This window comes from Bacillus sp. 7884-1 (genome assembly GCF_002272245.1).
Taxonomy (GTDB): domain Bacteria; phylum Bacillota; class Bacilli; order Bacillales; family Cytobacillaceae; genus Neobacillus.
Window position 1 is genome coordinate 53813 of record NZ_NPDD01000116.1, and the last position, 24652, is coordinate 78464.

Here is a 24652-nt window from a genome sequence, read left to right on the forward strand (position 1 = left end):
CAATATAATGAAATACATATCCTTTTTTTAGATTTTTTGTGGTAAGGTCGTTGTAGATATTATTTTTGAGGGTGATCTAGTATGCACACAATTCATTTGACCTCATATAGTCTTCCCTTAGTGAGAGAATTAGGTTTCATGCATGATGAAAAAGGAATATTTCGTCATCCTGATCGAAAGATGAAAAATATACATGTCTTTGTTTTTGTAGTAAAAGGAAGTATTCATGTAATTGAAGATGGGACGGAGTACAGGGTAACTAAAGGGTCATATCTTTTTCTAAGAAAAAATGTTTCCCATTGGGGAGGTGATTTCTATGAACCAGGAACAAGCTGGTTTTATGTTCACTTTTATGATGCTCCTGGGACTGATAGGAACGAAGCGGAAACTGAATTCAAGTATTTTCCAAATTCCTCGTTAATTTACGAGGAAACTTATGAAACAAAACTAAGTTTGCCGAAGTATGGCAAAGTATTAAGCCCTGATTTTTTAATGACAAAGCTAAAAACTTTGGTAACTCTATATGAGACCCCACACCCATTACGACCTATCCAGTTATCTTTATCGACCTATCAACTATTCAAAGATATTTACACAGATTATATAGAAGATCAGAACAACACAAAGAAGCATGTTGTGGTCAATCAAATGATTAAAATATTAAAAAACGCCCCTGATGAGAAATTAACAGGTGAGGAAATCGCAGATATTCTTGGCATGAACTATGCTTATCTATGTACACTTTTTAAAAAGTATACTGGAAAAAGTGTAAAAAGGTACCAAAACGAACTTTTAATTGAAAAGGCAGTTGAAATGTTTAAAAGAAATGCTGGAAATGTTTCAGAAATAAGTGATGCTCTAGGTTTTTCGAATCCCTTTTACTTTAGTCGAGTCTTTAAAAAAATCACTGGTGTATCTCCGACAACATTTATAAGTGAAAATTATAAGTATTAATCAATGAATAACTTCACCGCTAAAGAATCTTCATTACATCCTTTGACACTTTGTAACGTGACTGTTATGTATTAAACCATTCTATTTCTTTATTTTGTCTTCCATATCTTTAGTTATTAAAGAAAAAATGCAGCCTCTGCCCAATTATGTCTTGAACGGAGGCTGCATGGAGACAGGAATCCACATAGATTCCTGTCTTACTTCTTCCTTTTACTTACCAATAAACATTTGTGTCCAATGGTTGCCAGACTTTTCGTAACCTACTCCAATATGAGTAAAGTTAGCACTTAAAATGTTCTTCCTGTGTCCTTCACTGTTCATCCATGCTGTTACGACCTCTTGTGGTGTACGTTGTCCTTGGGCAATATTTTCCCCTGCTGACTTATACGACACGCCCATGTCCCTCATCATGTCAAATGGTGAACCATAGGTCGGGCTCGTATGTGAAAAATAATTGTTTTGCGCCATGTCTACAGATTTCTTTTGTGCAACTCCGCTTAATTGTGAATCGTGTTTTAAAGCCGGAAGACCGTTTTTACTACGCTGTGCATTGGTTAAATCAATCACCTGTTGAACGTATGCACTAACATTGCCAGTTGCTGGAGCCGGTGCTGCTGGTTTTGGTGCTGGTGCTGCTGGTGCTGCTGGTGCTGCTGGTTTTGGCGCCGGTGCTGCAGGTGCTGGTGCTGCTGGTTTTGGCGCCGGTGCTGCAGGTGCTGGTGCTGCTGGTTTTGGCGCCGGTGCTGCAGGTGCTGGCGCTGGTGCTGCAGGTGCTGGTTGTTGTTGAGTTGGTGCTTGTGTTGTTGGTTGTTGCTGCTGTGTTGGAGTCTTTCCTTGTTGACCTCCAAATTGATACCATTGAACAGATCCGAATGGAATGTACCTATACTGAGCATGTTGAATTAATATCGCTTTTGTATGAGGGTAATTCTCACTATTCAATGTTGTTCGGTCTGCTGAGATATTCAATGCATCATTATTGTTATTCATATTAACGTTATTGCGATTTACATTTCTGTTTTGGATTCGATTTGCCTGACGATCATTATTTACATTTCTGTTTTTGATTCGATTCGCCTGACGGTCATTATTTACATTTCTGTTTTGAATTCGATTTGCATGACGATCATTGTTTACATTGGTTACAAAATCATCATTATTGTTTCGATTTCGATCCCAATCGCTGTCATTATTATCATTATTGGTGTAATCCTCGGTTAGTGGACCATTATGGTCAATCCCGTCATCTCTTCCATTACCAACATTTAAAGTGGTTTGGTCTCGATCTATCCTGCTTGTACGGACTTCATCAGCTGCATCATTTCCATTGTTACATGCAGCTAGACCTAATGTTAAAACCCCTGATAGTAGTAAGCCTAATGGCTTTTTTATCAAACTGATTACCCCCTTGCAAAATTGTTTTTTTGCCTTCTTATTTTTGTTTTTTTTTCGAAAAATATTGATGGTAAAAAACGTCTATTTTCCAAATAAAAAAACCGAAAGGTAATTGTTACCAATCGGTTATTTATCATATATATGGGGTAAATTACTATTAGAAATCATTAAAGGTTTGAAACAGCATCGCATGCCCACCGTCCTCGTCAAGTAAAGGCTCAGGATTTTGAATCCATGGACCAAGTATATTGCCTGTTGTAGACCGGGCTATACCGACAGCGTATCCATTTTGACTCCTACTTGACCAAAGCATTTGCAGGTCCCCTTGTTGAGACCGATAAAGGTAAGGACCGTCTGTAATATAATCTTTTTCTCCTCTAACAGGAACCGTCCAATCAGCTTCTGAGGCCCTAAATAGAAGTACAGGCTCTCCAATGACTGTTTTAAAATCAGACGATAACCTCTGGGCCCACATTTCACCGTCATGAACCTGAAGCCATTCGCGGCAAAAAATAATCCAAGGCTTAATCTTATCATCAATAAACAATGTTCCATCAAGACATTCCCAATCACTAGGTGTAATGGGATTTTCAGACAAAGGAGAAAACGGACCTAATGGACTTCCGGCAACTAGGAGTTGAGTACCTCGGCATTTCCCTTCAGCCTTAAAACTAGCAAACATATAATATTGATTTTGATAAAAGTAAACCTCTAGTGCCCAAAAGTGCTGATCACCCCAAAAGTCTTCACCAGGCCGGAAGACTGGAAATGGCCCTTCCCAATGTTCTAAGTCACTGCTTTTGTAGGCATCAAAGCCAACCCCCTGCCCCTCCCAAACATTTTGATCCGTCGTTCCATAAAGAAAATAGGTTTTAGACTCATCGGTTAGGATAAAGGGGTCACGAATTCGTATGTCATTTTTAGTGAGCATGTTTTCTCTCCCATCACATCTTAAATCTGAAAGCATTTGGTATTTGAAAATTAACGACTAGAATCCTCTTTTTCTTAACCATGCCTCACATAACCCTGGCCAAGCTTTTGCCTCAGGATGTTCCTCAGCCATCCCTAATCCATGTCGACCACTTTCAAAAACATGAAGTTCAAAGGGAATCTTATACCTGTTTAACATAGAGGTGAAAAGCAAACTATTTTCAACGTCAACCGCTGCGTCATCAGCTGTATGCCAGAGAAAGGTCGGTGGAGTATCTTTTGTAATTTGAGATTCACTTGATAATAATTGAATCATTTCCATACTTGGGCTTTCACCTAATAAATTGTTTCTGCTTCCTTCATGGGTATACTCCCCCATGGTAATGACTGGGTAACAAAGAACCATGACATCTGGACGGCTGCTAATCCTTTCAATCGGATCTTCTGCCTGACTATTTCCTAAGTCAAAATGAGTTCCAGCGGTTGAAGCTAAATGACCTCCTGCAGAAAACCCAAGGATTCCAATACGATTGTGGTCTAATTTCCACTCAGAAGCATGATATCTTACCATGCGAAGCGCTCTCTCGGCATCAACTAATGGGATTGGATGACTAAATGGTGCTACTCGATAATGGAGGACGATTGCAGAAATGCCAATGGAATTTAGCCACTGTGCTACTGGGTATGCCTCATGTTCTGCACGGTGAGAGTATCCACCTCCAGGAGCGATTAACATGACTGGATACGTCCCATCACCATCAAGCAAAAAGGGTTCGATACTAGGACAATCTGTGTTAAATTCATTTTCTACTAGTTTGACATTGTCCCATAATGGTATCTTTCCTCTTGTATGTTGTATATTCATACTTATTCCTCCATCTCCAAGGTAACTGGTTCCCCAGTCATGGCTGAATGTGCTGCTGCGAGTGTTACACGATGTGTTTTCACAGCATCCTTATAGGATGATAAAATATGGGTTGGATCCCCTGTTTTGATGGCATCAAGGAAGATTTTATTTTCAATAAGTTAAGGATCCAATTGATTCCTATATTCTGTCATTTCCTTACCACGAATGTCTCTTAATAGATTAGAACTGATTTGAATGACTCCTCCATTGGTATATACATCCAGTCCAGCCTTATTTGATTCAGGGAGAATGCAGGTATTAGAAATCGTTGCAATCATTCCATTATTCAGCTTTAAGGTCACACATCCTACATCAGAAACAGTTGTGCCCTCCACTTTGTCCGCCATCATCCTGTTGCTAAAGGCAGCATAAACTTCTTTGATTTCTCCGCAGAGAAAACGTAAAAGGTCGACAATATGTGTAGTCTGTTCAACAAATTGTCCCCCTGATTTATTTACGTCTCTCCACCAAGGAACCATCGGCATATCCCCCATCCAATAACCAAGGGCCATCCCTATTTGACGTTCCTGAAGAAGGGATAGAGCTTTTTTAGAAAGATCCATATAACGCCAGTGGTAACCTACAGATGTAATAAGACCCTGCTCTTCTATCTTTTTGGCAATTTCATATGGCGTATCATTTATTCCCAGCGGTTTCTCCACAAAAAAAGGAATTCTTCTTTCGATTAATGCTTGTTCTACTGAACCATGAGCCATTGGCGGTACACAAATATAGACTGCATCTAGTTTTTGTTTATCTAACATCTGCTCAACGTTTGTATAGCCAGAAGCATTGGACCAATTTCTTGCTTCACCTTCAGCCTTTTCTAAACTAGTTCCACAGAAAGCTGTAACTTCTACCCCTAACATTTCCCCTAAAATAGATGCATGCTTTTTTGCAAAAAAGCCAGTTCCAATAAATCCAATTTCCATTCTATTTACCTCTTAACTTAGTTTACAATATTTAAATACATATGATGAAAGGGAGAGATAGTAAATGGCTTCACTATCTCTCCCTTCCATTATTATTAATTTACTAATAGCTTTGATTTTTGATTGATTTTTTCAAAGGCATTGGTTGCGGGCTTCATAATAAATAGTGCTAATAGATTTCCGCTATAAAGTATACAAATAGGCGGTGCATAAGAAAGTACAAAACAAATTCCAAAGCTTCCGATTAGCATATAGAAGGTGGAGAGTGGATTCATAATCATTACAAAAAAGGAATTTTTAATGACCTGAGTAATTTTCATATCATAATGCACAAAAATTGGGATGATATAAAATAACATCGAAATAGCGATTAAAGTGATGATAAAAAACGGTACATTTAGAATTGAAACAAAACGATTGGATGAATGTAGTACAAATTGAAAGTCAATGTATAATATCAATCCAATGGCAACAATAATAACTCCAAGAATATTACTCTTCAAAAATTCTCGCTTATATGCAGTCCAAAAAGTCTTAAAAATAGACATTTCATCATTACCTAGCATCCATTTACGTACAACTGCGAACATCGCCACTGTTGCAGGAAAAAAACCAAAGATAACCAAACCTAGAAGAGAAAATGAGATCCATAATAAATTTAAGAATGCTAGTCTTGAGATCCACTCAAGCAATTTATTTAAACTTTCCATAAATCCAGAAGTGTCCATTTGTAATCCTCCTTGAACCGCTGTACTTTACCATTATAACTTTGCCACTTCCATTTAGGGTTCGAAGTGGCAAAGTTTTATATAAGATATTTTCGTTAACATATTAGCCCTTTAACCCACTCGTACTGATACCTTCGACAACATGACGTTGGAAGAGGAAGAAAACGACGAATACAGGAATCAAGGTAACCACTGACATTGCAAACATTGCACCCCAGTTTGATACGGTTTCATTACTTAGGAACATATTTAGAGCCATGGAGACTGTATACTTTGTAGGGCTATTTAAATATAATACAGGCCCTAATAGGGATTCCCACGTCCAATAGAATGAGAAAATAGCTGCTGTTGCTAAAGATGGTTTAATTAATGGCAAAATGATCTTCGTGAAAATCTTGAAGGTACCGCAGCCATCAATAATCGCCGCTTCGTCCAGTTCTCTAGGAATCGTCCGTATAAATTGAACTAGAAGGAAGATAAAGAACGGATGTCCAAAGTATGCTGGGATAGCAAGTGGTTTAATCGAGTTAAGCCAATCAAGTTTCGCGAAAATGATATATTGCGGTACCATTAACACATCATGCGGGAGCATTAAGGTAAGCATCATAATTCCAAACCAAATCGCTTTTCCTTTAAACTCTAAACGTGCAAAGCCGAAGGCAATGAATGCCGACGATATTACTTGTCCCATTAAGGTAATCACTACTAAGATGGCAGTATTTTTAATAAAAACACCGAATGAATTTCCGCCAATCCCTTTCCAACCGTCTACAAAGTTCGTCCATATCCAGGTTTCTGGAATCAGTGATTTAGCCGTAATAAAGATTGTATCGCTTGGTTTAAATGAGCTCATCACGAGCCAAATAACTGGATAAAGCATTAAAAGCGCAAAGGCACCGACTAGTATATGATATATCCACCATCTTGGTGATTTTAACTTCGATGTCATCGTTATTTGCCTCCTTCCGATTCATAGTGAACCCAATATTTTGATGTCGTAAAGATAATGACTGTTAAAATTCCTACGATTAAAAGCATTACCCATGCCATTGCAGAAGCGTAACCCATATTAAAGAACTCAAAACCTTGTATGAATAAATATAATGAATAAAGGAGTGTTCCGTCTAACGGGCCACCTGTACCTTTTGAGATAATAAACGCTGGTACGAATGTCATAAATGCAGCAATTGTTTGCATAACCGTATTGAATAGAATAACAGGGCTGAGCATTGGAAGGGTAATTTTGAAGAATTGCTGTATTCCATTGGCTCCATCAACACTAGCTGCTTCATAATAACTTCTTGGAATACCTTTCAATCCTGCTAAGAAGATCAGCATCGAGGAACCAAATTGCCATACTGACAAGAAGATAAGCATCCATAATGCCGCAGTCGGATTACCGAACCATTTAACGATAGGAAGTCCAAGTAAATCAAGTAGGATATTTACAATACCTAAATCACCAAAAACATTACGCCACATAATCGCGACTGCAACGCTGCCGCCGATTAGGGATGGTAAATAGAACAATGAGCGATATAGTCCAACTGCTCTTGAAGTTGTATTTAATATCACGGCAATTAATAATGCAAATATTAGTCTTAAAGGAACCCCAGCAAGTACATAGATGAGTGTAACTTTTAATGATTGCAATAAGCGCGGGTCAGATGTAAACATTTTTTTGTAGTTTTCAATACCTATCCATTGAGGTGCAGCAAATAAATTATAGTTTGTAAATGATAAATATAAAGACGCTATTATAGGAATTAACGTAAAAGCTAGGAATCCAATTATAAACGGACTGATAAACGCATATCCTGTCAAGTTTTCCTTGATGGCACGGCTTCGTTTGCTAACAGAGCGAATGGGGATATCTACTTTTACATTTTCCTTTATCACACGTGTATTCATTTATTCAACTCCTTATTCTTTGGATCCATTCCCTAAGATGAAAGGACGATAGCTGATCTAAAAAAGTGATCAGCTATCGAAGTGGAAATTATTTTTTGTTTTGTGCTAAGACGCTTTCAGCTTGTTGTCTAAACTGTTTTGCAGCATCTTTCACTGATAGATTTCCGTAAGCCATTTGTTCAGCTAAACTGTCAAGCGTTTCAATTACTTCTCCGGCACCAACTGGGTCTGGACCATCGAATTCTGAGCTATTTCCTTCTGCCCAATCTACATAATCAAATACTTGGACTTGTGCTGGTGAAAGCAATGGCTTTAATGCTTCTTTTACAACTGAAGAACCAGGAACACCACGGTCACCAAGATTTAATTTGTTCGCTTCGATATCATTGATCATGAAATCAATAAACTTTGCTGCTTCTTCTTTATGTTCAGAATTATTTCCAACAGACCAGAACATACTAGGTTTTAAATATAAACCCTTTTCGCTGTTAGGACCTGGCATTGGAGCGATAGCAAGTTCTCTATTCGCCACTTGTTGAAGCCCTACAAACTGGTTAGACCATTGCCAGATACCAATTGCATTTTGAGTAACGACAGGATCATCTTCAATCCCTTTTAACTGTGCTAAGAAGTCAGGTGTAGGAACCGCTTTATCCTTTACTAAACCAGCTGTCATGTTGAAGAAATCTTCGAACAGATTGTCATCTTTATATCCTAGAGATGCACCATCTTTGCTATATAGTGACTTTCCTTGTGTTCTTAAGTAGTAGTTGAAGAATACATCGGCTTTCATTCCTGTATCCATAAATACTCCAGCAGCTTTTGCTTTTGCTGCGATTTCTTTGTAATCGTCCCAAGTCCAATTTTCAGGTATAGAATTTACTCCAGCTTTTGCAAGTACTGCTGGATCATGATGGAATCCAACAACGTTTACACCAGCATTAATTCCATATAACTTGTCGCCAAGTTTACCGCCATTAATGATGTTTTCAGCAATATCCTTTGTATTGATTTGTTTGTCTACAAATGCAGTTAAATCTGCAATTTGATCATTTTGAGCATACTGTGAGAAGTATGATAAGTCCATTTGAACAATATCAGGAAGCTCATTAGCTGCTGCTTGTGGAGCTAGCTTCTTCCAGTAGTCATCCCAAGCTGCATATTCTGCCTCGATTTTTACATTTGGATTTTTTTCTTCATACATTTTAATAATTTCTAGAGTATAATCATGTCGTGGTTGAGAACCCCACCATGCAATACGAAGAGTTACTGGTTCATCTTTTTTGTCTTCTTTAGGTTTAGATTTAGATTCTTCATTGCTTGTTGAACTGCTGCTGTTACATGCAGCTAATGAAAAAACTAAAACAAAAGTAAACAATAACACTAAAAATTTCTTCATTTTTTATTTCCCCCTTCTTTTTTTACACTTTTATGTAAGTGTTTACATTTACTATTATAAATTCTTGTCGGAATTGTCTGAATCCAAATTTCCGCTTAGTTTGTTCAAAAATCAGACATTTCATTTAAAACAAAAAAGGCCCCATGAAACAAGCAGATTTTAGCTTGTTCATGGGAGCCTACTTCATTGATGAAACTAGTTTCTTTTTGATAGGATTTTATTTGCTTCCGTTCTAAAAATTTGCGCTCCTTCTTGAGGGGTTACTTTTTTGAACAATATTTGTTCTGAAATATCTTGTAAAACCTTCACTACCTCTATACCGCCAAGGGGATCTGCTTTCTCAACACTACTGTTAGAATTTTTCACATTATTAACATAGTCGAATACCCTTCTCTGATTTTCGGATAATTCTTGTTCTATTTTCTCTACTACATTAGAAGAAATGGGAACCCCTCTTTCACCCTTAATAACTTTATTTGCTTGAATATCATTAACAAAGAAATTAATGAATAGAGCAGCCGCCTCTTTATTCTTTGAACTTTTTGTCATCGAAAAAAGCATACTAGGCTTCACGGTAAGTCCTAACTCTTGTCCAGGTCCTGGAGGAGATATAAGCTCAAGCGTCCGGTTTGATGCTTCCAAAAAACCGAAATATTGGTTGGAATATGCCCATTGCATCGGGGTCTGTTGATTTACGATTAACTCATCTTCTATTCTTTTAATTTGTTCTGTAACATCTGATCTTGGGAAGGCACCTTTTTCCAGCATTCTTAATTGCATCTCGAAATAATCAATAAACAATTGATCATCCTCATATCCTAATCCAGTTCCTGTTTTATTATATAAATTCACTCCTTTCGTACGTAAATAATACGAAAAGAATACATCCGGGGACTTCATACCGTTTGTACCATAAATTTGTTTTTCTTTGTGAACCTGTAGAGCAATTTCTTCAAAATCGCTCCATGACCAATCAGGATTTGGATACCGATCGACCGCAGAACTTAGTAATGGACGATCTACGATTATGGCTGGTGCATTAATTCCTAATGGAAATCCATACAAATTTTTGCCGATTTTCCCGCCAGAGAGAATTCCGGTACTGATCGAATCTGTCTTGATTACATCTTGTTTAATATAGGGAGATAAATCCTCTAGTAAGTTATTATCACTGTATGGTCTAAGATAGAGCAAATCCATTTGGATGATATCAGGAAGTTTATTACCCGCTGCCATCGGGGCAAGACGTTTCCAATAATCATCCCAATTTGAATATATAGGATCAACCTTTATATTGGGATATTTATTCTCAAACAATTCGATTACTTCCATTGTATAGTCATGTCGTGGTTGTTCTCCCCACCAGGCAATTTTTAAAGTGATTTCCTCTTTACCTTTACTCTCAGCGGAATTTAGTAAATTCAAATTCCCGCAACCACCAGTGAAAATTACCATTACCAGGGATAAAGTAGAAATCATTAGTCTTTTCATCATTTTTTCCCCTTTGACTATATTTTACGATCCTTGTAAGGATTCTCTCTTGTATTCTGATGGAGTAAAACCAGTGTGTTTTTTAAATACCTGACTAAAATATTGAGGGTTTTCACCATAACCAATTTTTTCAGCAATTTCGAAAACTTTCACATCATTTTCTTTTTCTATTAAATTAATAGCCAATTCAATTCTTAATCTCGTAATATAATTTGAAAACTTTTCACCTGTTTCTTTCTTAAATAGCTTCCCTAGGTAATCAGCATTCATATATAACATCTCATTAGCAACCCAATGTAAAGATAAATTTTGATTACCAATATACTGATCAATCGTCTCGATGACTTTTTTGATAATTGTTGAATGTTTATTATTGTTGTGTTCAAAAAATGAAAGAGTAATTTCTTGGGCAACGCTTTCAAAAAAGCTTTTTAAATTTTGAATCGTGTCTATTTCTAATAGAAACGTTAATTTTGTTAAGTACATATTCATTTCTTTAGCTTCACATAACCGTATCATGGCATTAAATAATTGGATAACATAAGACTTTGTGGTATTAATATCGAGCCTTAAATCTATTAATTGATTAAAAAATGTGTTTATTTCTTTATTTACATTTGTCCAGGAGCCTGATTTTACTAATCGACAGAAGGTTTGATCATCATAATAGAATTCTAATTCATCTGAAGGATTTTGATAGGTAATGTCCTTCTTTGTAATGACGCCCCCTTCTCCTAAATAAAAACGATACGTTAAACAATCGAGAGCTTCATTATATAATTTATTGGCATTACTAATTTTCCCTGATTCGCTTATCGCAACAGTAGAATCAATTTGATAATATTGATAAAATGTTTTTTTAATTTTTTCAATTTGTGCGTAAAGCTTAGGGTAGTTACAATAATCCTCAATTAGAAATAATATGGTTTCCCCTACCGAACAACTAACCATATATGAATCAAAGATTTGTTCAGCAATTTTTTTGATTGCAAACATGTGCTCAAATTCAAATTTCCCCTCTAGTTGGAATAAAACGAGCCTAACCTTTGGAGTGTTTAAATCTATATTAAAAAGGTTTTGATAATACTCTAAGTCTTTATTTTCATAATGATTGGTAATAAACTCTTTAAGCAGCTGTTCTTTAGCATAGGGAAGAACACTTTCGAGAGTTCCCTTCATTTTCCGGATAAATTGTTCCCTCTTTTGATTTTGATTAATATCCTCACAAATCTCCGAAACTGCATCCATTATCGTATTCTCATTACAAGGTTTTAATAGATAATGCTTCACGCCGTATTGCATGGCTTGTTTTGCAAAATCAAATTCACTGAAGCCTGATAACAAAATAAATCGTATCTCAGGAAAAACGCTATGAACCTTTGCAACTAGCTCGAGACCATTCATACCAGGCATTTTGATATCACTAATCACAATATCTGGCTTGTTTTCTTCAATTATATTGTATGCCTCAATACCGTTTCTTGCTGTTCCAATTAAATTTGTCCCGATTGATTCCCAATTAATTACCTTTGACATTCCCTCGGTAATGATTCTTTCATCATCTACTAACAATACCTTATACATGGTCTTCCCCCTTATCAAAAGGTAAAACAATGATAACTTTCGTTCCATTATTGTGCTCGCTTTCAATACTTACTCCGTATTTCTCCCCATAAGACAATTTTATTCTGTCATCAATATTCGATAAGCCAACACCTTGTCCACGGGTTTTCACTTCTCCTTTTTTTAACTTTTCTATAAAAGCAGATTCCATTCCGGGTCCGTCATCTTCTACAATTAGTTTAATAGCTTCTTTATTTACGATTGAATAAATTCTAATTCTACAAGGATCTATCTTGGGCTCTAATGCATAATGAATGGCATTTTCTACAAGAGGCTGCAACGTCAACTTCGGAATATAGAATCCTACAATATCTTCATCTACCTCTATGTGAAAATCCAATCTTTCTTCAAATCGGTATTGCTGAATAACCACATAATTTTTTACAATAGTAAGTTCCTCTTCAATGGTAATGAGCGGTTTCTTTAAACTAATAGAATTACGCAGCAAAAACCCTAGTGATTCTACCATTCTAGAAATTTGTGTCTGCCCATTTCCTTTTGCTAACCAATTGATGGATTCTAGCGTATTGTATAAAAAGTGAGGATTAATTTGGGCCTGCAGCGCCTTAAACTCAGTCTCTTTAATCGTAAGCTGCTTAGAATAATTTTCATTTATGAGTTCATCAATTTGTTGGATCATGGTCTGGAAATTTTGCTGGAGTTTACCCACCTCATCATCCTGCAAAATGGAAGTTTTAATCACTTTTTTTCTTGCTTCCTTAAAGTCCCCCACTTTTACAAATTGCATGCCTGCTACAAGGTTTTCCAAAGGGATCGTAATATTTCTAGCAAATCGGATACCAACTATCGTGACTCCAACAAACAACAGAATAAATATGATGATTAAAAATGTTTTAACCTTATTTATATTTTCAAAGATTTGATTAAAGGGAATAACATTTAGGTAACCCCAATCAAAATAGTTTGATTTAATATGTACAAGAAAATAATTTTTATTATCAATTTTTTTTATTTGATAACCTGATGCTAATCTCTGAGAATCTAACGATATTGCTGCTTCTTTGAATAGAGAGTTTGTTTCTTTCGGAAAAATAATATTGCTTTGTCTAACGATTAAGAATTCACCATCTCTCTTTTTAGATCCTTCTAAAATATTCGCAACAAGTTTGTCCATATTAAGATAAATGATGATTGTACCAAGGTTGTCAAAGCTTAAGTTTCGAAACTGTCTAATTTCTCGTGCTGTAGCAAATATATAATCATTTTTTTCTGGATTTAACCAAACATTACTGCCATTAGCCTTTAATGCCATTTTGGTAATATCCGCTTTTTGATGTTGAGTCAGTTTTAAAGCCCTCGGGCCGACAACATACTCTTCTCCATTAACATCAACTAAATTAATTGATTGGATATATTCTTCCTTGTTTGCATAGCTTAGCAGCTTATCCAACACGTTTGTACGCATACGAAATTTATCATATTCTGTACTATCTTTACTTATTGAAGATAAGTATTGTTGAATTTGGGGATCTGTCAAAATATTATAGGATAGGTCCTCCAAATCTTTTAACTCACTCTCAATACTATTAGAGGATGTACTTAAAACTTGTGAAGACTTACTATAAATTTGCTCATCGTAAATTTGAAAAGCATACGTTAATCCGAAAAAGGTAAAAGAAAATGAAATAACCATAATCCATGATACAAGTAAGAAAAGTTTGTATTTAATTTTTAAATTCAAGTACTGCTTCCTTAGCCGTTGTAGTACCTTCATCATATAGAGTAAGTCTCCGATTGTTTTTTTTATCAAAAATTTCCGTTTCTTGTAAGCGTAGCCAAACTTATAAAGTATAAAAATTAGTTAACTTGTCCGTATGAAATTAATTCGATTTTATCATTTTAATATCCTTTTTCATAGAAAATAGTGAAAATTTTTACTTTTTAAATTCCATATCAGACATGTACGTACAAATTCAAAAAGCCCTCAAAGATTCTTGAGGACTTTTCTCGGATTCATTATTTTTTAAAAGTGGGACTAATCTAAATAAAATACTTGCATTAATTCGTTTGCAACGGGGCTATTATCGGCATTGGTTTCCATAATATCTTTCATATAGTCCCACCATTTTTGGCAAATCTCTGTTTTTGCCATATCACTCCATTTTTCTTCACTCTCAATTTCTACATATGCGAACAGATTATTGGTCTTCTCGTCTAGAAAAATGGAATAATGATGTGCGCCATGATTTTTTAGTTCCTTTTCCATTTCCGGCCATAATTCATCGTGGCGTTTTTTATATTCTTCATGACATCCTTCGAACACTTTCATAACAGATGCTTTTCTAATCATAAGAGATTCCTCCTTTATTCATTCACTGTTAATTGAATTGAATTATTTTATATTCAAATTTTCCAAGCTCCAGCTTTCCTGGTTCTACTACACTATTCGTCTGCAAATCTATCGCTGTCTGGGGAATGGTAACACTTCCACCATTACCGTCCATATTAATTACAAACCAGATAGAATAACCTGATCCCTGGCGTGGAGCAACGATAGTCCCTTCTGAAACATCCGTTCTCCGTGTAACACCAGCTTCCTGCGAGTAGTGCTCAATCAACTTTCTGAGTAACAGATCCCCCGTATCACCCATTGGCATCGAGCCAAGCATGACCATTTTTCCGCTACCAAGCTTATGCTCTGTGATAAATGATTTCCCTTTAGCAAGTCCCTCTTCAATAATGCCGACTGCTTGATTGGAATCTGACTCCATAACTGAACTCCACAATCCTAATGGAGCAGAGATATCAAAAGCACGTCCGATTGTCCCTGTATCATCTAAAGGGAAGGTAAATAATACTTCAGCACCAGCTGTTTTTTCAAGTTCTCCTAATGCCCTGTCAGTATGTACGGTATGGTTCTCTGTTCGGCCGCCTGTTAATGGTCCTGCAATCCAAATCCCGCCATTTTCAATAAACTGTCGTGCCCGGGCAATATATTCAGGTGATAAATATTGGATAAATGGAGTGAATAGTACTTTATAACCCTCAAGGTCACAACCTTCCGGAATCACATCGCGATGTATTCCCATTGATAAAATACGTTTGTAAAAATCTGTAATTAATCCGCGATGATTTAAGCTTCGATGTGGTTCTGTCTTTAAGAAAACCTTAGACCTATCGGAATAGGTGATTGCCACGTCTGCCTGACTTGGTTTAGTCGATATGATAAAAGGTTCAATTTCCTTTCGCATGGCTTCTACTTCTAAGACATTTTGATACCCAATAGTAGGTTTACCCCAGGCACTGAGGACTGAACCATGCGGCTGTTCACAGCCCGAACGCTGCTGCCTCCAAAGCCAATAGCAAAAGGCTTCTGCACCAAGTGCATAAGCGGCTGCTGCTTCCACTTTTAAATAACCCTTTGGATGTGGACTCGCATAGCTGGCGAGTGATGCCGCATAGGATGGACTTGTTTCCATTACCCAGAAAGGTCTGTCCTTTTTTAAATTTCTCCACAGGTCACTATTAATCAAGTAAGCTGGAAAATTATCGATGGTTGTATACGTATCAAAAGATGCAAAATCTAGGTTTTGGAACAGCCTTTCGTTATCCACACTAAAAAAAACGGAGCTATTATGGGTAATTGGGCTACTAGAATATTTCCGGATGATTTCAGCCTGCTCATCGGCAAACTGGGCGATTTTTTCCATTGAAAACAATTGATACATAGTACTCAGGGAAGAATTGTGTAAGAATGGTGCCGGCCCTGGCTGTGGCACATGATCAAATCTATTATAATATTCACTCCAAATTTTTGTTCCCCATGCTTCATTAAGATTTTCAATCGTTCCATAGCGCTCCTCTAACCAAATATGCCATAATTCCTTACAGGTATTACACATACATTCGCTGACATGACACTTAAACTCGTTATCCAGCTGCCACCCGATTACACCTGGCAAACTTCCTAATGCTTTTGCGATATGTTCTGTGATAAGTGCTGCTTTTTCTCTAAAATAAGGATGGTTGGTACAGGCATGCTGCCTTGAACCATGCCCCATTACTTTTCCGTCAGTATCCACATACATCCGTTCGGGATGATTGTGGGAAAACCAGATGGGAGGAGTGGGTGTCGGCGTACACATGACCGTTTCAATACCATTTTCATAAAGTTTGTTAATCATTCTTGTAAAAAAGCTAAGGTCAAACTTACCTTCTTCAGGCTCCATCGATGCCCAGGCAAACTCTCCGATTCTGACTACATTAATACCGGTCTTTTTCATTTCGATAATATCTTCTTCAATTACTTTTTCATCCCATAGCTCTGGATAGTATGCAGCGCCATGATATAATTTCTTACCCATCTATTGCACCTCTTGTTAACAGAATTCTTTCAATCTATTCTTTAATAAACTGGGAAATTGGTAATTGCAATTCTTTTATTCCTTCGATTACCAGTTTGCCCACTTCCTTTGCACCGTGCTCACAAAAGTGGGTATTATCCTGAATGCCATCAGGGTAATTTGGATTTTCATTTGCACTAAACCAAGTGAATAATTGTTTCGAGCCTTCAGATCCTAATGATTGATAAAGCTTTTCTGTTTTTTCCCATAAATTAATAAGCTGGACATCCAGGTTTTCTGCTAATTGCATCATCGATTTTGGATAGTCCCCAAGAGTATTTACCATTCGGCCCTCTTCATCAAAATTTCTTCGGTGAACAGGAGTAATTAAGATTGGAATTGCACCTTTGTCCCGTGCACCGTTAACATATTCTGTCAAATAAGATTGATAGGTTGTAAAGGGCTGGGTGCCGAACGATTTTTGATCGTTATGTCCAAATTGAATAAACAGGTAATCGTTTGGCTGAATGAATTCAAGTATAATACCAAAATACCCTATTTCAATAAACGTATTGGTACTAGCTCCACCCTTTGCAAAATTATGAACCTTTATGCCTTCTGAAAAAAAGGATTGAAACTCTTGCCCCCAGCCGGCCATTGGCGCCTCATTTCGCGGACAGCTCGCTACAGTGGAGTCACCAGCTAAGAATATATTCGTCAATATTAATCCCCTCCTTTTATATATTGTTTAATCCTTATTCGTGAAGAAACTTTACTGCTAATCTTCGTGCAAGTTCATCATCAGACAATGGATTTCTGTGAGTATTCTCCAAATAGATATATTTTTCCGTTTCCGGCATAAGGTACTCTTTGTACCATAAAAAGAAATCAGGGCTGTCTCCCTGCATCCGTAGAAATTTACGCAGTGTTTCCAGAGAATAAATGGTACTGTCAATATTTGTTAACCAATCACCACGATAAAAATTCTCCCACTTTCCGTGCTCTGCACGTTTTAATGCTCGTTTACAATCCTTGTAATGATCGATTGATTTCGATGCATAGACAAATGCAAGCGGATTATCATTTTTGGTAAAAGAAATATAGGCGTTACAAAGGGATATAAAACCTTTACATCCGAAGGCATGTAATTCCGCTTGCAGAATCAGCTGATCGGAAAAAAGTTTACGGTCTTCTTTTGGCAGCTTCATAGAGAGATTCCTGCACTGATTTAAAAATTCTTCCCAATGTACTAAACCAATTTCACACTTTTCCAAGAACCAATTCACTTGATCGGTAAAAGAAATTTCGCCTGTGGCCCAGTACAGTCTTTCCATCGGAATATTTGTTTTCCCCTGAAGCCAATGTCCAATAATCTTCCTTGCAGGATGATGATAAAATTCATCTCCTGCTTTGTCATCTGAATTTGGACCATAGAAAATAGTATTTTCAAAATATCTTTTGTAAAGCTTTGCAATTTCTTTGTTTTGAGTTGTGTAAAGACGTTCAATATATGTTTGTAAATGTTTTTCTATATTGATTGTGCCGTGGTTCCATAATTCACTGACAATATCCAGCGGGTAAAGATGCATGCGGATATTGCCGCTGTTAAGCAGCAAGTAGGATAAAGCACCAACATCAAACGCCTTTTCTAGCTCCTCTTTTATCAGTTCTGGCGGAGATGGAAACATCGTTAAATGATTAGAAGCTTGAAGGTCATGGAAAGTTATATGATAATAAATTCCATGCTCCCCTGTTTCATTCGCTGCTGGAAGAGAAGGAATCCGGTAGTTTTCATTTCCCTGTCTCCGGGTCACCATTTTTCCATACCCGTTATCAGCCCATATTTTAATAACACCTTCTGGCACCTTCACATGTCCCGCTTTGTACAATTCGGATATTTCTCCATATAACGCCATGGAGCAGACAGGATATTCAACGGAGTTCTTTATCATTTCATATTGCCTATGTACAACCTTTGAAATCATAGCCCCTCTATTTTCAGGTGTATCAAATTCTGGATCATACTGCCAAAAAGGGGCATCTCCCTGTCCACGAAACGAAAGTACCCAGACAATTTTCTCATTCTTTTGTTTCTCAATAGCTTCTTCCCATAGTGACTCAAATAACTCTGGATTTTGTTTGTAGCTAGGCTTCTTTCCTGGAAATGCCCTTAAGAACATTTCTGCCCCCAAAGGTTCAGCGTGATGGTGGGTAACCCATAAGCCCATTTCCGCTGCTAAATCCGCATGAATGCCATTTTTCGGGAGGTCGGTACCGGGGATAACCATATTCCCGCCGCACCTTAATAATGCTTCGAAAACGGGATACCATATCTCTTTTGATGGAGGGTATTCTTCCTTCCATCCAATCAGAAAGACCTCATCATTGACAAACCAGCCACGGTATTTCACCTTTTTTTCCGGGGAATTAAACTCTACAGCTGGTATTTGGACCTCAGGTTTGGGTTCTATGTGCAAATCTGCCCAGAACCAGAATGGATCGACTCCTAAGTATTGATGACTATAATGAAGTAAACCATAGATAATTCCTAAATAGTCATAACCGATGATTTGGAATGAACACTTCCCATTATTTTCTGTAAACCGAAAACCGTAGGCTTCTGGTCTTTGTGGGCATTCCTCTTCATGAGCGGCATATCGAATGACAATATCGGCAGCTTCCGTATTTGGGGAACAGAGTTTTGGCATTTTTCCAAATACCTTTTCATGATCTCTCATAATCATGTCCACTGCATGACTGACCGGGGTGGTGATCGTTATTGGCAGGGAGATGGTGGAATCACCATTAATTACTACATTGGAAAGCTTCAACATTATCCCTCCATTTATTCATTAATCTATGAAACTCGTACTTTTAAGGTGTCCTACCAGAAAATAACCCGTGGAACATCCAGATATTCCACAGGTTATTGTTTACTTTTGTCAATTTTCTCTTTTTAATAATAATGACAAAAAAGCAAGTACTAATCCTTGTCCCCATCCCTGTACACGTTTATAAGGGACTTCTTTGTATCCATCGGCATCATACATGACAGCCGTTCCTGCAGAAACTCCCATAACAGAACCATCTTCTTTGATTTGGCTGAGAATTGCTTCAAGTGCTTTTTGAGTATATTTATTGTATAATTTTCCACTCGTTAACAGTGCTGCAGCAATCCCGGCTGAGCCTGAAGTTTCTAAATAAGAGTCCGGATCGTCAACAATCGTATGCCAAAGTCCTGAATCTGATTGTAATCTTACTAATGCGCTTAACTGATCACGCAACGAACCCTGAATCACCATAAAGGATGGATGCTGAACCTTAATAAGTTCTAGTGCTCTGGCCATTGTATAAGCAGCCCAGCTGTTTCCCCGTGCCCAGAAAATACTGGACATATGATTTTGGGCGATGTTATCCCAGCCATGATAATAAAGGTTTGTCCTATCATCCTGAAGAAAATTTTCATGGCCATGATATTGCTTTAATCCAAAGTTAAAATAATCTTCCCTTTCTAACATGTGCCCAATTCTCAAAAGGAAATATCCGGCCATAAACATGGTATCGACCCATGCCTGCTCTGGGAATTGATATTTCGTGCCATTAACAGTATGCTGCAACACTCCATCACCAAACCGCTCGGCATCATGAAGCAGATAATCTGCCATCTTTATAGCTGTCTCTAAATACTTTTCATCATTGGTCGCTTTGTATAGCGTTAATAGAACGTGACCAATTGAGGAAGCATTTACCGTTAACCTTGGCAGCCCATCCTCTAATTCTGAATCAACCCAATCCTTAATCTTTTGAAGGTATTTCTCTTCTCCGGTCGCTTCATATGCTTCGGCTACACCAAAAAAAGCAACTCCTCCTGGCCAATCCCAACTGAAATCCATATTAAATGTTCTTTCAACAACCCGATCAATTGCCTGAGATACCTTGTTTTCTTCAAGCACTAACTGTGGCATACATATCCTCCTTTATTTGGAACCAAAAGGCTCGTTTGATTCCCTCTATCATGATTTTTCTGCTTCAACGGTAAACAAAATCCTTCTTTGATTCCCTCTACCTTGATTTTTCGGAATCAACGGTAACCAAAACCCTTCTTTGATTCCCTCTACCTTGATATTTCGGGTTCAACGGTAACCAAAGCACTTCTTTGATTCCCTCTACCTTGATTTTTCGCTTTGAACAGTCACCAAAAGCTCTAAAAAACAGCCTTTTGCAAAGTGAGATTTACGTTGCTATTCAATAATTCCTTAATCTTCATGGGCTTATTTTCTTTCACGGAACGCCATACACCTTCACCAACCGCAATCGAGTATGCTCCTGCCTCTGCACCGGCTAAAATAGAGTAAGAGCGAGTTTGATCTACTCCCATGAAGAGGTCCTCTAACAATACTGGGTCTCCTCCCCCGTGACCCCCTCCAGTTTGGAGAACATGAATGGTTTCTTTTGCCCCGCCAAATAATGGATAGAACTCAATTGTTTGTTCTGGCACAGAAAATGGTATCCTGCTTGGTTCATGGAATTCGGTCGTTTCTATTCGTCCTTTTGTTCCGTTTATCGCTAACCTATAGCCTTCATATGGAAGCGAGAAATTTACTGAATAGCTTAAGAATGCACCTTTATCATATTTAACTGTCGCTACATATGTATCTTCGATTTCAATTTCGTGATCAAAGATACAGGAATCAGGACGATAATGGGTATAGTTTTGGGCAGATTTTTCAATACTATCAGCTTTAATATGGTCGTCTTTAACGGCTATATTATTTCTACGGTTTGACCAGCGCATATAGTATGCACACGAGAGTTTCTCATCACATGTACCACAATAACGGTTGTCGGTTTGGCTTGGATTAAATTCTCCTTCTTTACCGAAGTAATTTAAGGCTCCATATGCAAATACTTCTTCTGGATTCTGATCAAGCCACCAATTTACTAGGTCAAAATGGTGTGTAGATTTATGGATCGATAAGCCTCCTGAAAAATTTCGGTTGCGGTTCCATCTTTTAAAGTAACTGGCGCCATGATAGGTATCAATATACCAATTTAAGTCTACGGAGGTGACTCTGCCGATTTTTCCTTCTAAAATCAGTTCTTTTATTTTTCGATGAAACGGATTGTACCGGTAGTTAAAGGCGACGATTACTTTTCCCTTACTTTTCTGTTCTGCTTCTACTACTCTTCTAGCATCTTCCGCTTTTGTTACCATTGGTTTCTCTGTAATCACGGTTAAGTTATTCTCTAAGCCTTGTAATATATAATCAATATGGGTATCATCTCTGCTTGTTACAATGACTGTGTCAGGATTCGTTTCGTCAATCATTTGTTGGAATTGTTCTGGATTGTAAGAAGGGACAGATTTTAATTCGGAAAAACTATCTTTACAGATTTCTATTCTTCGCGGGTCGGTATCAAGGATTCCTACCACTTGATTATTTGAACCAAATTGATGAACGATTGATTGAATAAACATTCCTAATGCTCGATTACTTAAACCACAAACTACAATTCTATTCATTGTTGTGCCCCCTCTTTTAAATGAATCTTTTATTTGCTTTTTAAAATTGGTCTGTTGATTTCCGCTCCAGGTGCTTCGCTTTCCGCAGGAGGTCCGGGGAGCCTCCTCGGCGCTAAAGCGCCTGCGGGGTCTCCCCTGCCCCTTACTCCTGCAGGAGTCTCGCACCTTCCGCTCCAATCAACAGGTGGCAAAATTAATAATTAGCCTTAACGCAGGCTTCTTTTAAGAAAGCGATACTTCCATCTATGAAAGGTTCTTTTGTTTCTTCTAATAGGATGTTTATAAATGGTTTTTTCTCTTTTACAACGTTCAAAATATACTCATAGTTTAATAATCCTTTACCAACTGCGGTTGGTATTAGTTGGTTGTTTTCAATGATAAAATCCTTTGCATGCAGGATGACTACTCTGTCACCAAATAAATCCATGGCTTCTTGAAATATCTCTTCTTGGTTTTGGTACGTATCAATTGTTAATAGATTTACAGGGTCAAGGATTACTTGGAGATTATTAGAATTGATAGAATCTAAGAGTCTTTTCATTACTTTCGGCGAGTAAACAGGGTGGTTAACCCCTGCTTCAATACCCACAATTACTCCGAATTTTTCTGCTTCCCTAACCAGTTCACGAACACTTTCAACCACTTCTAAAAATGGTTCTTCTTTGAAGTTCTCTTCGGTATAGAAAATCTCCGCATTTACATTTCCTGTTTCAGTTGCAACGATACTGCAGCCAAATTCCCTGGCATAACGGATATGCTCTTTAAAGCGCTCCATCCCTTTTCTTCTCTCTTCTATATCCGGATGAATCATATTAAAGTAGGAGCCTAATACCGCAATCTGAACATGATGCTTTGCGAATACACTTCTAACATACTGGGCAAAACCTGGACTTAAACTACCTGTCTCCGTATTCACGTTCCCTAATGATTTACCTAAAGCCAACTGAACGGATGTAAGCCCTTTACCAGCAATTTCTTGTACTAATTCTTCCAATGGCAGGTTTTCAATATCATGTGCTCTTATTCCAATATTCATCATTTACATCCCCACCTATACTTCTTTTATATTCTGTAATGTAAGTATTCTACTAGTGATAGAATCGCCATTGATTGTCCATACGGCATCGCTGTGACAGGAATCTGCTTATAAAATTCTTGTGTTTCCCCCATTGCCGTTCCAGCTGAAACATGCTGTAATTCTCCAGTTTCATCAATATTTTCAATAACAGCCTTAATGGCCTTTAATCCCATATCCATGTATGTTTTTCCAACATACCGTTTACGTACCGATCTTAATGTTCCAAAAGCAAAACCAGCTGTACAGGATGCCTCAACATAGGAGGTCGGATCGAGCAGCAGGGTATGCCATAAACCGTTTTCATTTTGGCACGTTTCAAGTGCTTCTAATTGTCTTTCTAACGTATCAATCAGGATTTGACGAACGGGATCCTTTTCATTTAATTCTACTAAATCGAGGAATTCAGGAATCGCAATCGTTACCCATGAATTTCCACGTCCCCACAGAGCTTCAGCAAAATTGTGATTTCCTTCAAACGTCCAACCATGGAACCACAATCCTGTTTTCTTATCAAATAAATACTTAATATGTATTAAGAATTGTTTTTTTGCCTCTTCCACATATTCCGGCTTATTTAACAATAAACCAATTTTCGTTAAAGGCAGAACACTCATCATTAAGGTGTCATCCCATAGTTGCTGATAATTCTCATTACCAAAAACAACATGCTGGATGCCGCCATCCTTTGTTCTAGGCATATCGTGGTACAGCCAGTCACCCCAGGTTTCTAAATATGGAAGATAGGTTGGATTCCCTGTTTCTTCATACAAATATGCAAGCGTTAACATTTGTACCATCGTGTTAACATTTTTTTCGACTGGTAGTTCTTTAAATTGATCATTAAACCACTTTACAATAATATTTAATACTTCTTCCTTTTTGGTTAATTTATAATATTTCATCATTCCATAAAGGCCTACACCCGCTGTCCATTCCCAATAGTTAAAGCTCTTATTATCAATTTTTCTTCCATCAGCAAGCGGTATAGCGTATTTTCCGTCTGGATCATTTAGGTTAATCAGGTTATCAATCAGGAGCTCTATTTTTTGTTCAATTTCTAGTCTATGCATTTATGATTTCCTCCTCTTATGTATTGAAGATTGGTAAGGTAATTTTAAAAAAAAGATTTCCAGGGTATACAGTTTCATTATATTTAAACTAGTTTAAGTATTTAATGTAAAATTCAGTTTTTATTTATTAAAAAACAGTGTTTTCACCTTCGTTCTATACGGGCAGTTTTTTCATTTTGATTTGATGACGATCATCCAAATAGTAGTCTAGTAGGTCATTTAGGCTGTGAAAATAGACATACTTCACGGTTTTTCTAACTAGATAGCACTGTTTTTTTATTAAAGAGAACTGATTATTAGATTCGGTATTCGGAATATTTAAAATATAATTTTTGTAAGCGTGTTCATTCTTTTTTTATGATGCTGTGTTAAATTGGGCTGTTGATTTGTGCTCCAGTCGCTTCGC

Annotated in this window: 19 protein-coding genes and 1 pseudogene; 1 reads left to right on the forward strand and 19 read right to left on the reverse strand. The window is 37.3% G+C overall.

Annotated elements, in window-relative coordinates; genetic code table 11:
* The first annotated feature begins 81 nt into the window (after positions 1-81).
* On the forward strand, positions 82-954 hold the full coding sequence (locus CHI06_RS14500) for an AraC family transcriptional regulator (protein WP_095249265.1): 873 nt from the start codon (positions 82-84) through the stop codon (positions 952-954).
* Between the two features lie 210 nt (positions 955-1164).
* On the opposite strand, the pseudogene CHI06_RS31090 reads toward CHI06_RS14500, so the two are convergent.
* The 19 genes and pseudogenes from CHI06_RS31090 to bglB form a co-directional block, all read right to left on the reverse strand.
* Positions 1165-1521 (reverse strand): annotated as a pseudogene (locus tag CHI06_RS31090) (CAP domain-containing protein); the annotation flags it as partial.
* A 985-nt stretch (positions 1522-2506) separates the two neighbouring features.
* Positions 2507-3280 carry a glycoside hydrolase family 43 protein gene (locus tag CHI06_RS14510; protein ID WP_095249266.1) on the reverse strand — a complete coding sequence of 258 codons (774 nt, stop codon included), beginning with the start codon at positions 3278-3280 and terminating at the stop codon, positions 2507-2509.
* 57 nt (positions 3281-3337) lie between these two features.
* Entirely contained in the window at positions 3338-4144 is an 807-nt protein-coding gene (locus tag CHI06_RS14515) for an alpha/beta hydrolase (protein ID WP_095249267.1), read from the reverse strand.
* Between the two features lie 161 nt (positions 4145-4305).
* Positions 4306-5118, reverse strand: a complete 813-nt coding sequence (locus CHI06_RS14520; protein ID WP_306453816.1) for a Gfo/Idh/MocA family protein — start codon at positions 5116-5118, stop codon at positions 4306-4308.
* 95 nt (positions 5119-5213) lie between these two features.
* A complete protein-coding gene (locus CHI06_RS14525) occupies positions 5214-5846 on the reverse strand; it encodes a YesL family protein (protein WP_095249268.1) in 633 nt (210 codons plus the stop codon).
* Positions 5847-5949: 103 nt separating this feature from the next.
* Positions 5950-6795: a carbohydrate ABC transporter permease gene (locus tag CHI06_RS14530; RefSeq protein ID WP_095249269.1), complete on the reverse strand. Its 846-nt coding sequence runs from the start codon at positions 6793-6795 to the stop codon at positions 5950-5952.
* A 2-nt stretch (positions 6796-6797) separates the two neighbouring features.
* Positions 6798-7757 (reverse strand): carbohydrate ABC transporter permease, encoded by a 960-nt coding sequence (locus CHI06_RS14535; RefSeq protein ID WP_095249270.1) that lies wholly within the window; start codon positions 7755-7757, stop codon positions 6798-6800.
* 88 nt (positions 7758-7845) lie between these two features.
* The gene (locus CHI06_RS14540; protein WP_095249271.1) at positions 7846-9156 is read right to left on the reverse strand and encodes an ABC transporter substrate-binding protein; all 1311 of its coding nucleotides are present in this window, start codon (positions 9154-9156) and stop codon (positions 7846-7848) included.
* A gap of 195 nt (positions 9157-9351) precedes the next feature.
* Positions 9352-10650: an ABC transporter substrate-binding protein gene (locus CHI06_RS14545; RefSeq protein ID WP_095249272.1), complete on the reverse strand. Its 1299-nt coding sequence runs from the start codon at positions 10648-10650 to the stop codon at positions 9352-9354.
* A gap of 21 nt (positions 10651-10671) precedes the next feature.
* The gene (locus tag CHI06_RS14550; protein WP_095249273.1) at positions 10672-12231 is read right to left on the reverse strand and encodes a response regulator transcription factor; all 1560 of its coding nucleotides are present in this window, start codon (positions 12229-12231) and stop codon (positions 10672-10674) included.
* The gene (locus CHI06_RS14555; RefSeq protein WP_179292624.1) at positions 12224-13972 is read right to left on the reverse strand and encodes a sensor histidine kinase; all 1749 of its coding nucleotides are present in this window, start codon (positions 13970-13972) and stop codon (positions 12224-12226) included. The genes CHI06_RS14550 and CHI06_RS14555 overlap by 8 nt, the downstream gene beginning before the upstream one ends.
* Before the next feature lie 294 nt (positions 13973-14266).
* A complete protein-coding gene (gene rhaM / locus CHI06_RS14560) occupies positions 14267-14581 on the reverse strand; it encodes an L-rhamnose mutarotase (RefSeq protein WP_095249275.1) in 315 nt (104 codons plus the stop codon).
* A gap of 28 nt (positions 14582-14609) precedes the next feature.
* Positions 14610-16595, reverse strand: coding sequence for a beta-galactosidase (locus tag CHI06_RS14565; protein WP_095249276.1), 1986 nt, complete (start codon positions 16593-16595; stop codon positions 14610-14612).
* A 34-nt stretch (positions 16596-16629) separates the two neighbouring features.
* On the reverse strand, positions 16630-17295 hold the full coding sequence (locus CHI06_RS14570; protein ID WP_257009304.1) for a rhamnogalacturonan acetylesterase: 666 nt from the start codon (positions 17293-17295) through the stop codon (positions 16630-16632).
* Positions 17296-17329: 34 nt separating this feature from the next.
* Positions 17330-19408 (reverse strand): glycosyl hydrolase 115 family protein, encoded by a 2079-nt coding sequence (locus CHI06_RS14575; RefSeq protein ID WP_095249277.1) that lies wholly within the window; start codon positions 19406-19408, stop codon positions 17330-17332.
* Positions 19409-19516: 108 nt separating this feature from the next.
* A complete protein-coding gene (locus tag CHI06_RS14580) occupies positions 19517-20539 on the reverse strand; it encodes a glycoside hydrolase family 88/105 protein (RefSeq protein ID WP_095249278.1) in 1023 nt (340 codons plus the stop codon).
* Between the two features lie 239 nt (positions 20540-20778).
* The gene (locus CHI06_RS14585) at positions 20779-22098 is read right to left on the reverse strand and encodes a Gfo/Idh/MocA family protein (protein ID WP_095249279.1); all 1320 of its coding nucleotides are present in this window, start codon (positions 22096-22098) and stop codon (positions 20779-20781) included.
* 193 nt (positions 22099-22291) lie between these two features.
* Positions 22292-23134 (reverse strand): sugar phosphate isomerase/epimerase family protein, encoded by an 843-nt coding sequence (locus tag CHI06_RS14590; RefSeq protein WP_095249283.1) that lies wholly within the window; start codon positions 23132-23134, stop codon positions 22292-22294.
* A gap of 26 nt (positions 23135-23160) precedes the next feature.
* Complete coding sequence (bglB, locus tag CHI06_RS14595; protein ID WP_095249280.1) at positions 23161-24246, reverse strand: beta-galactosidase BglB; 1086 nt, start codon at positions 24244-24246, stop codon at positions 23161-23163.
* Positions 24247-24652 lie beyond the last annotated feature (406 nt).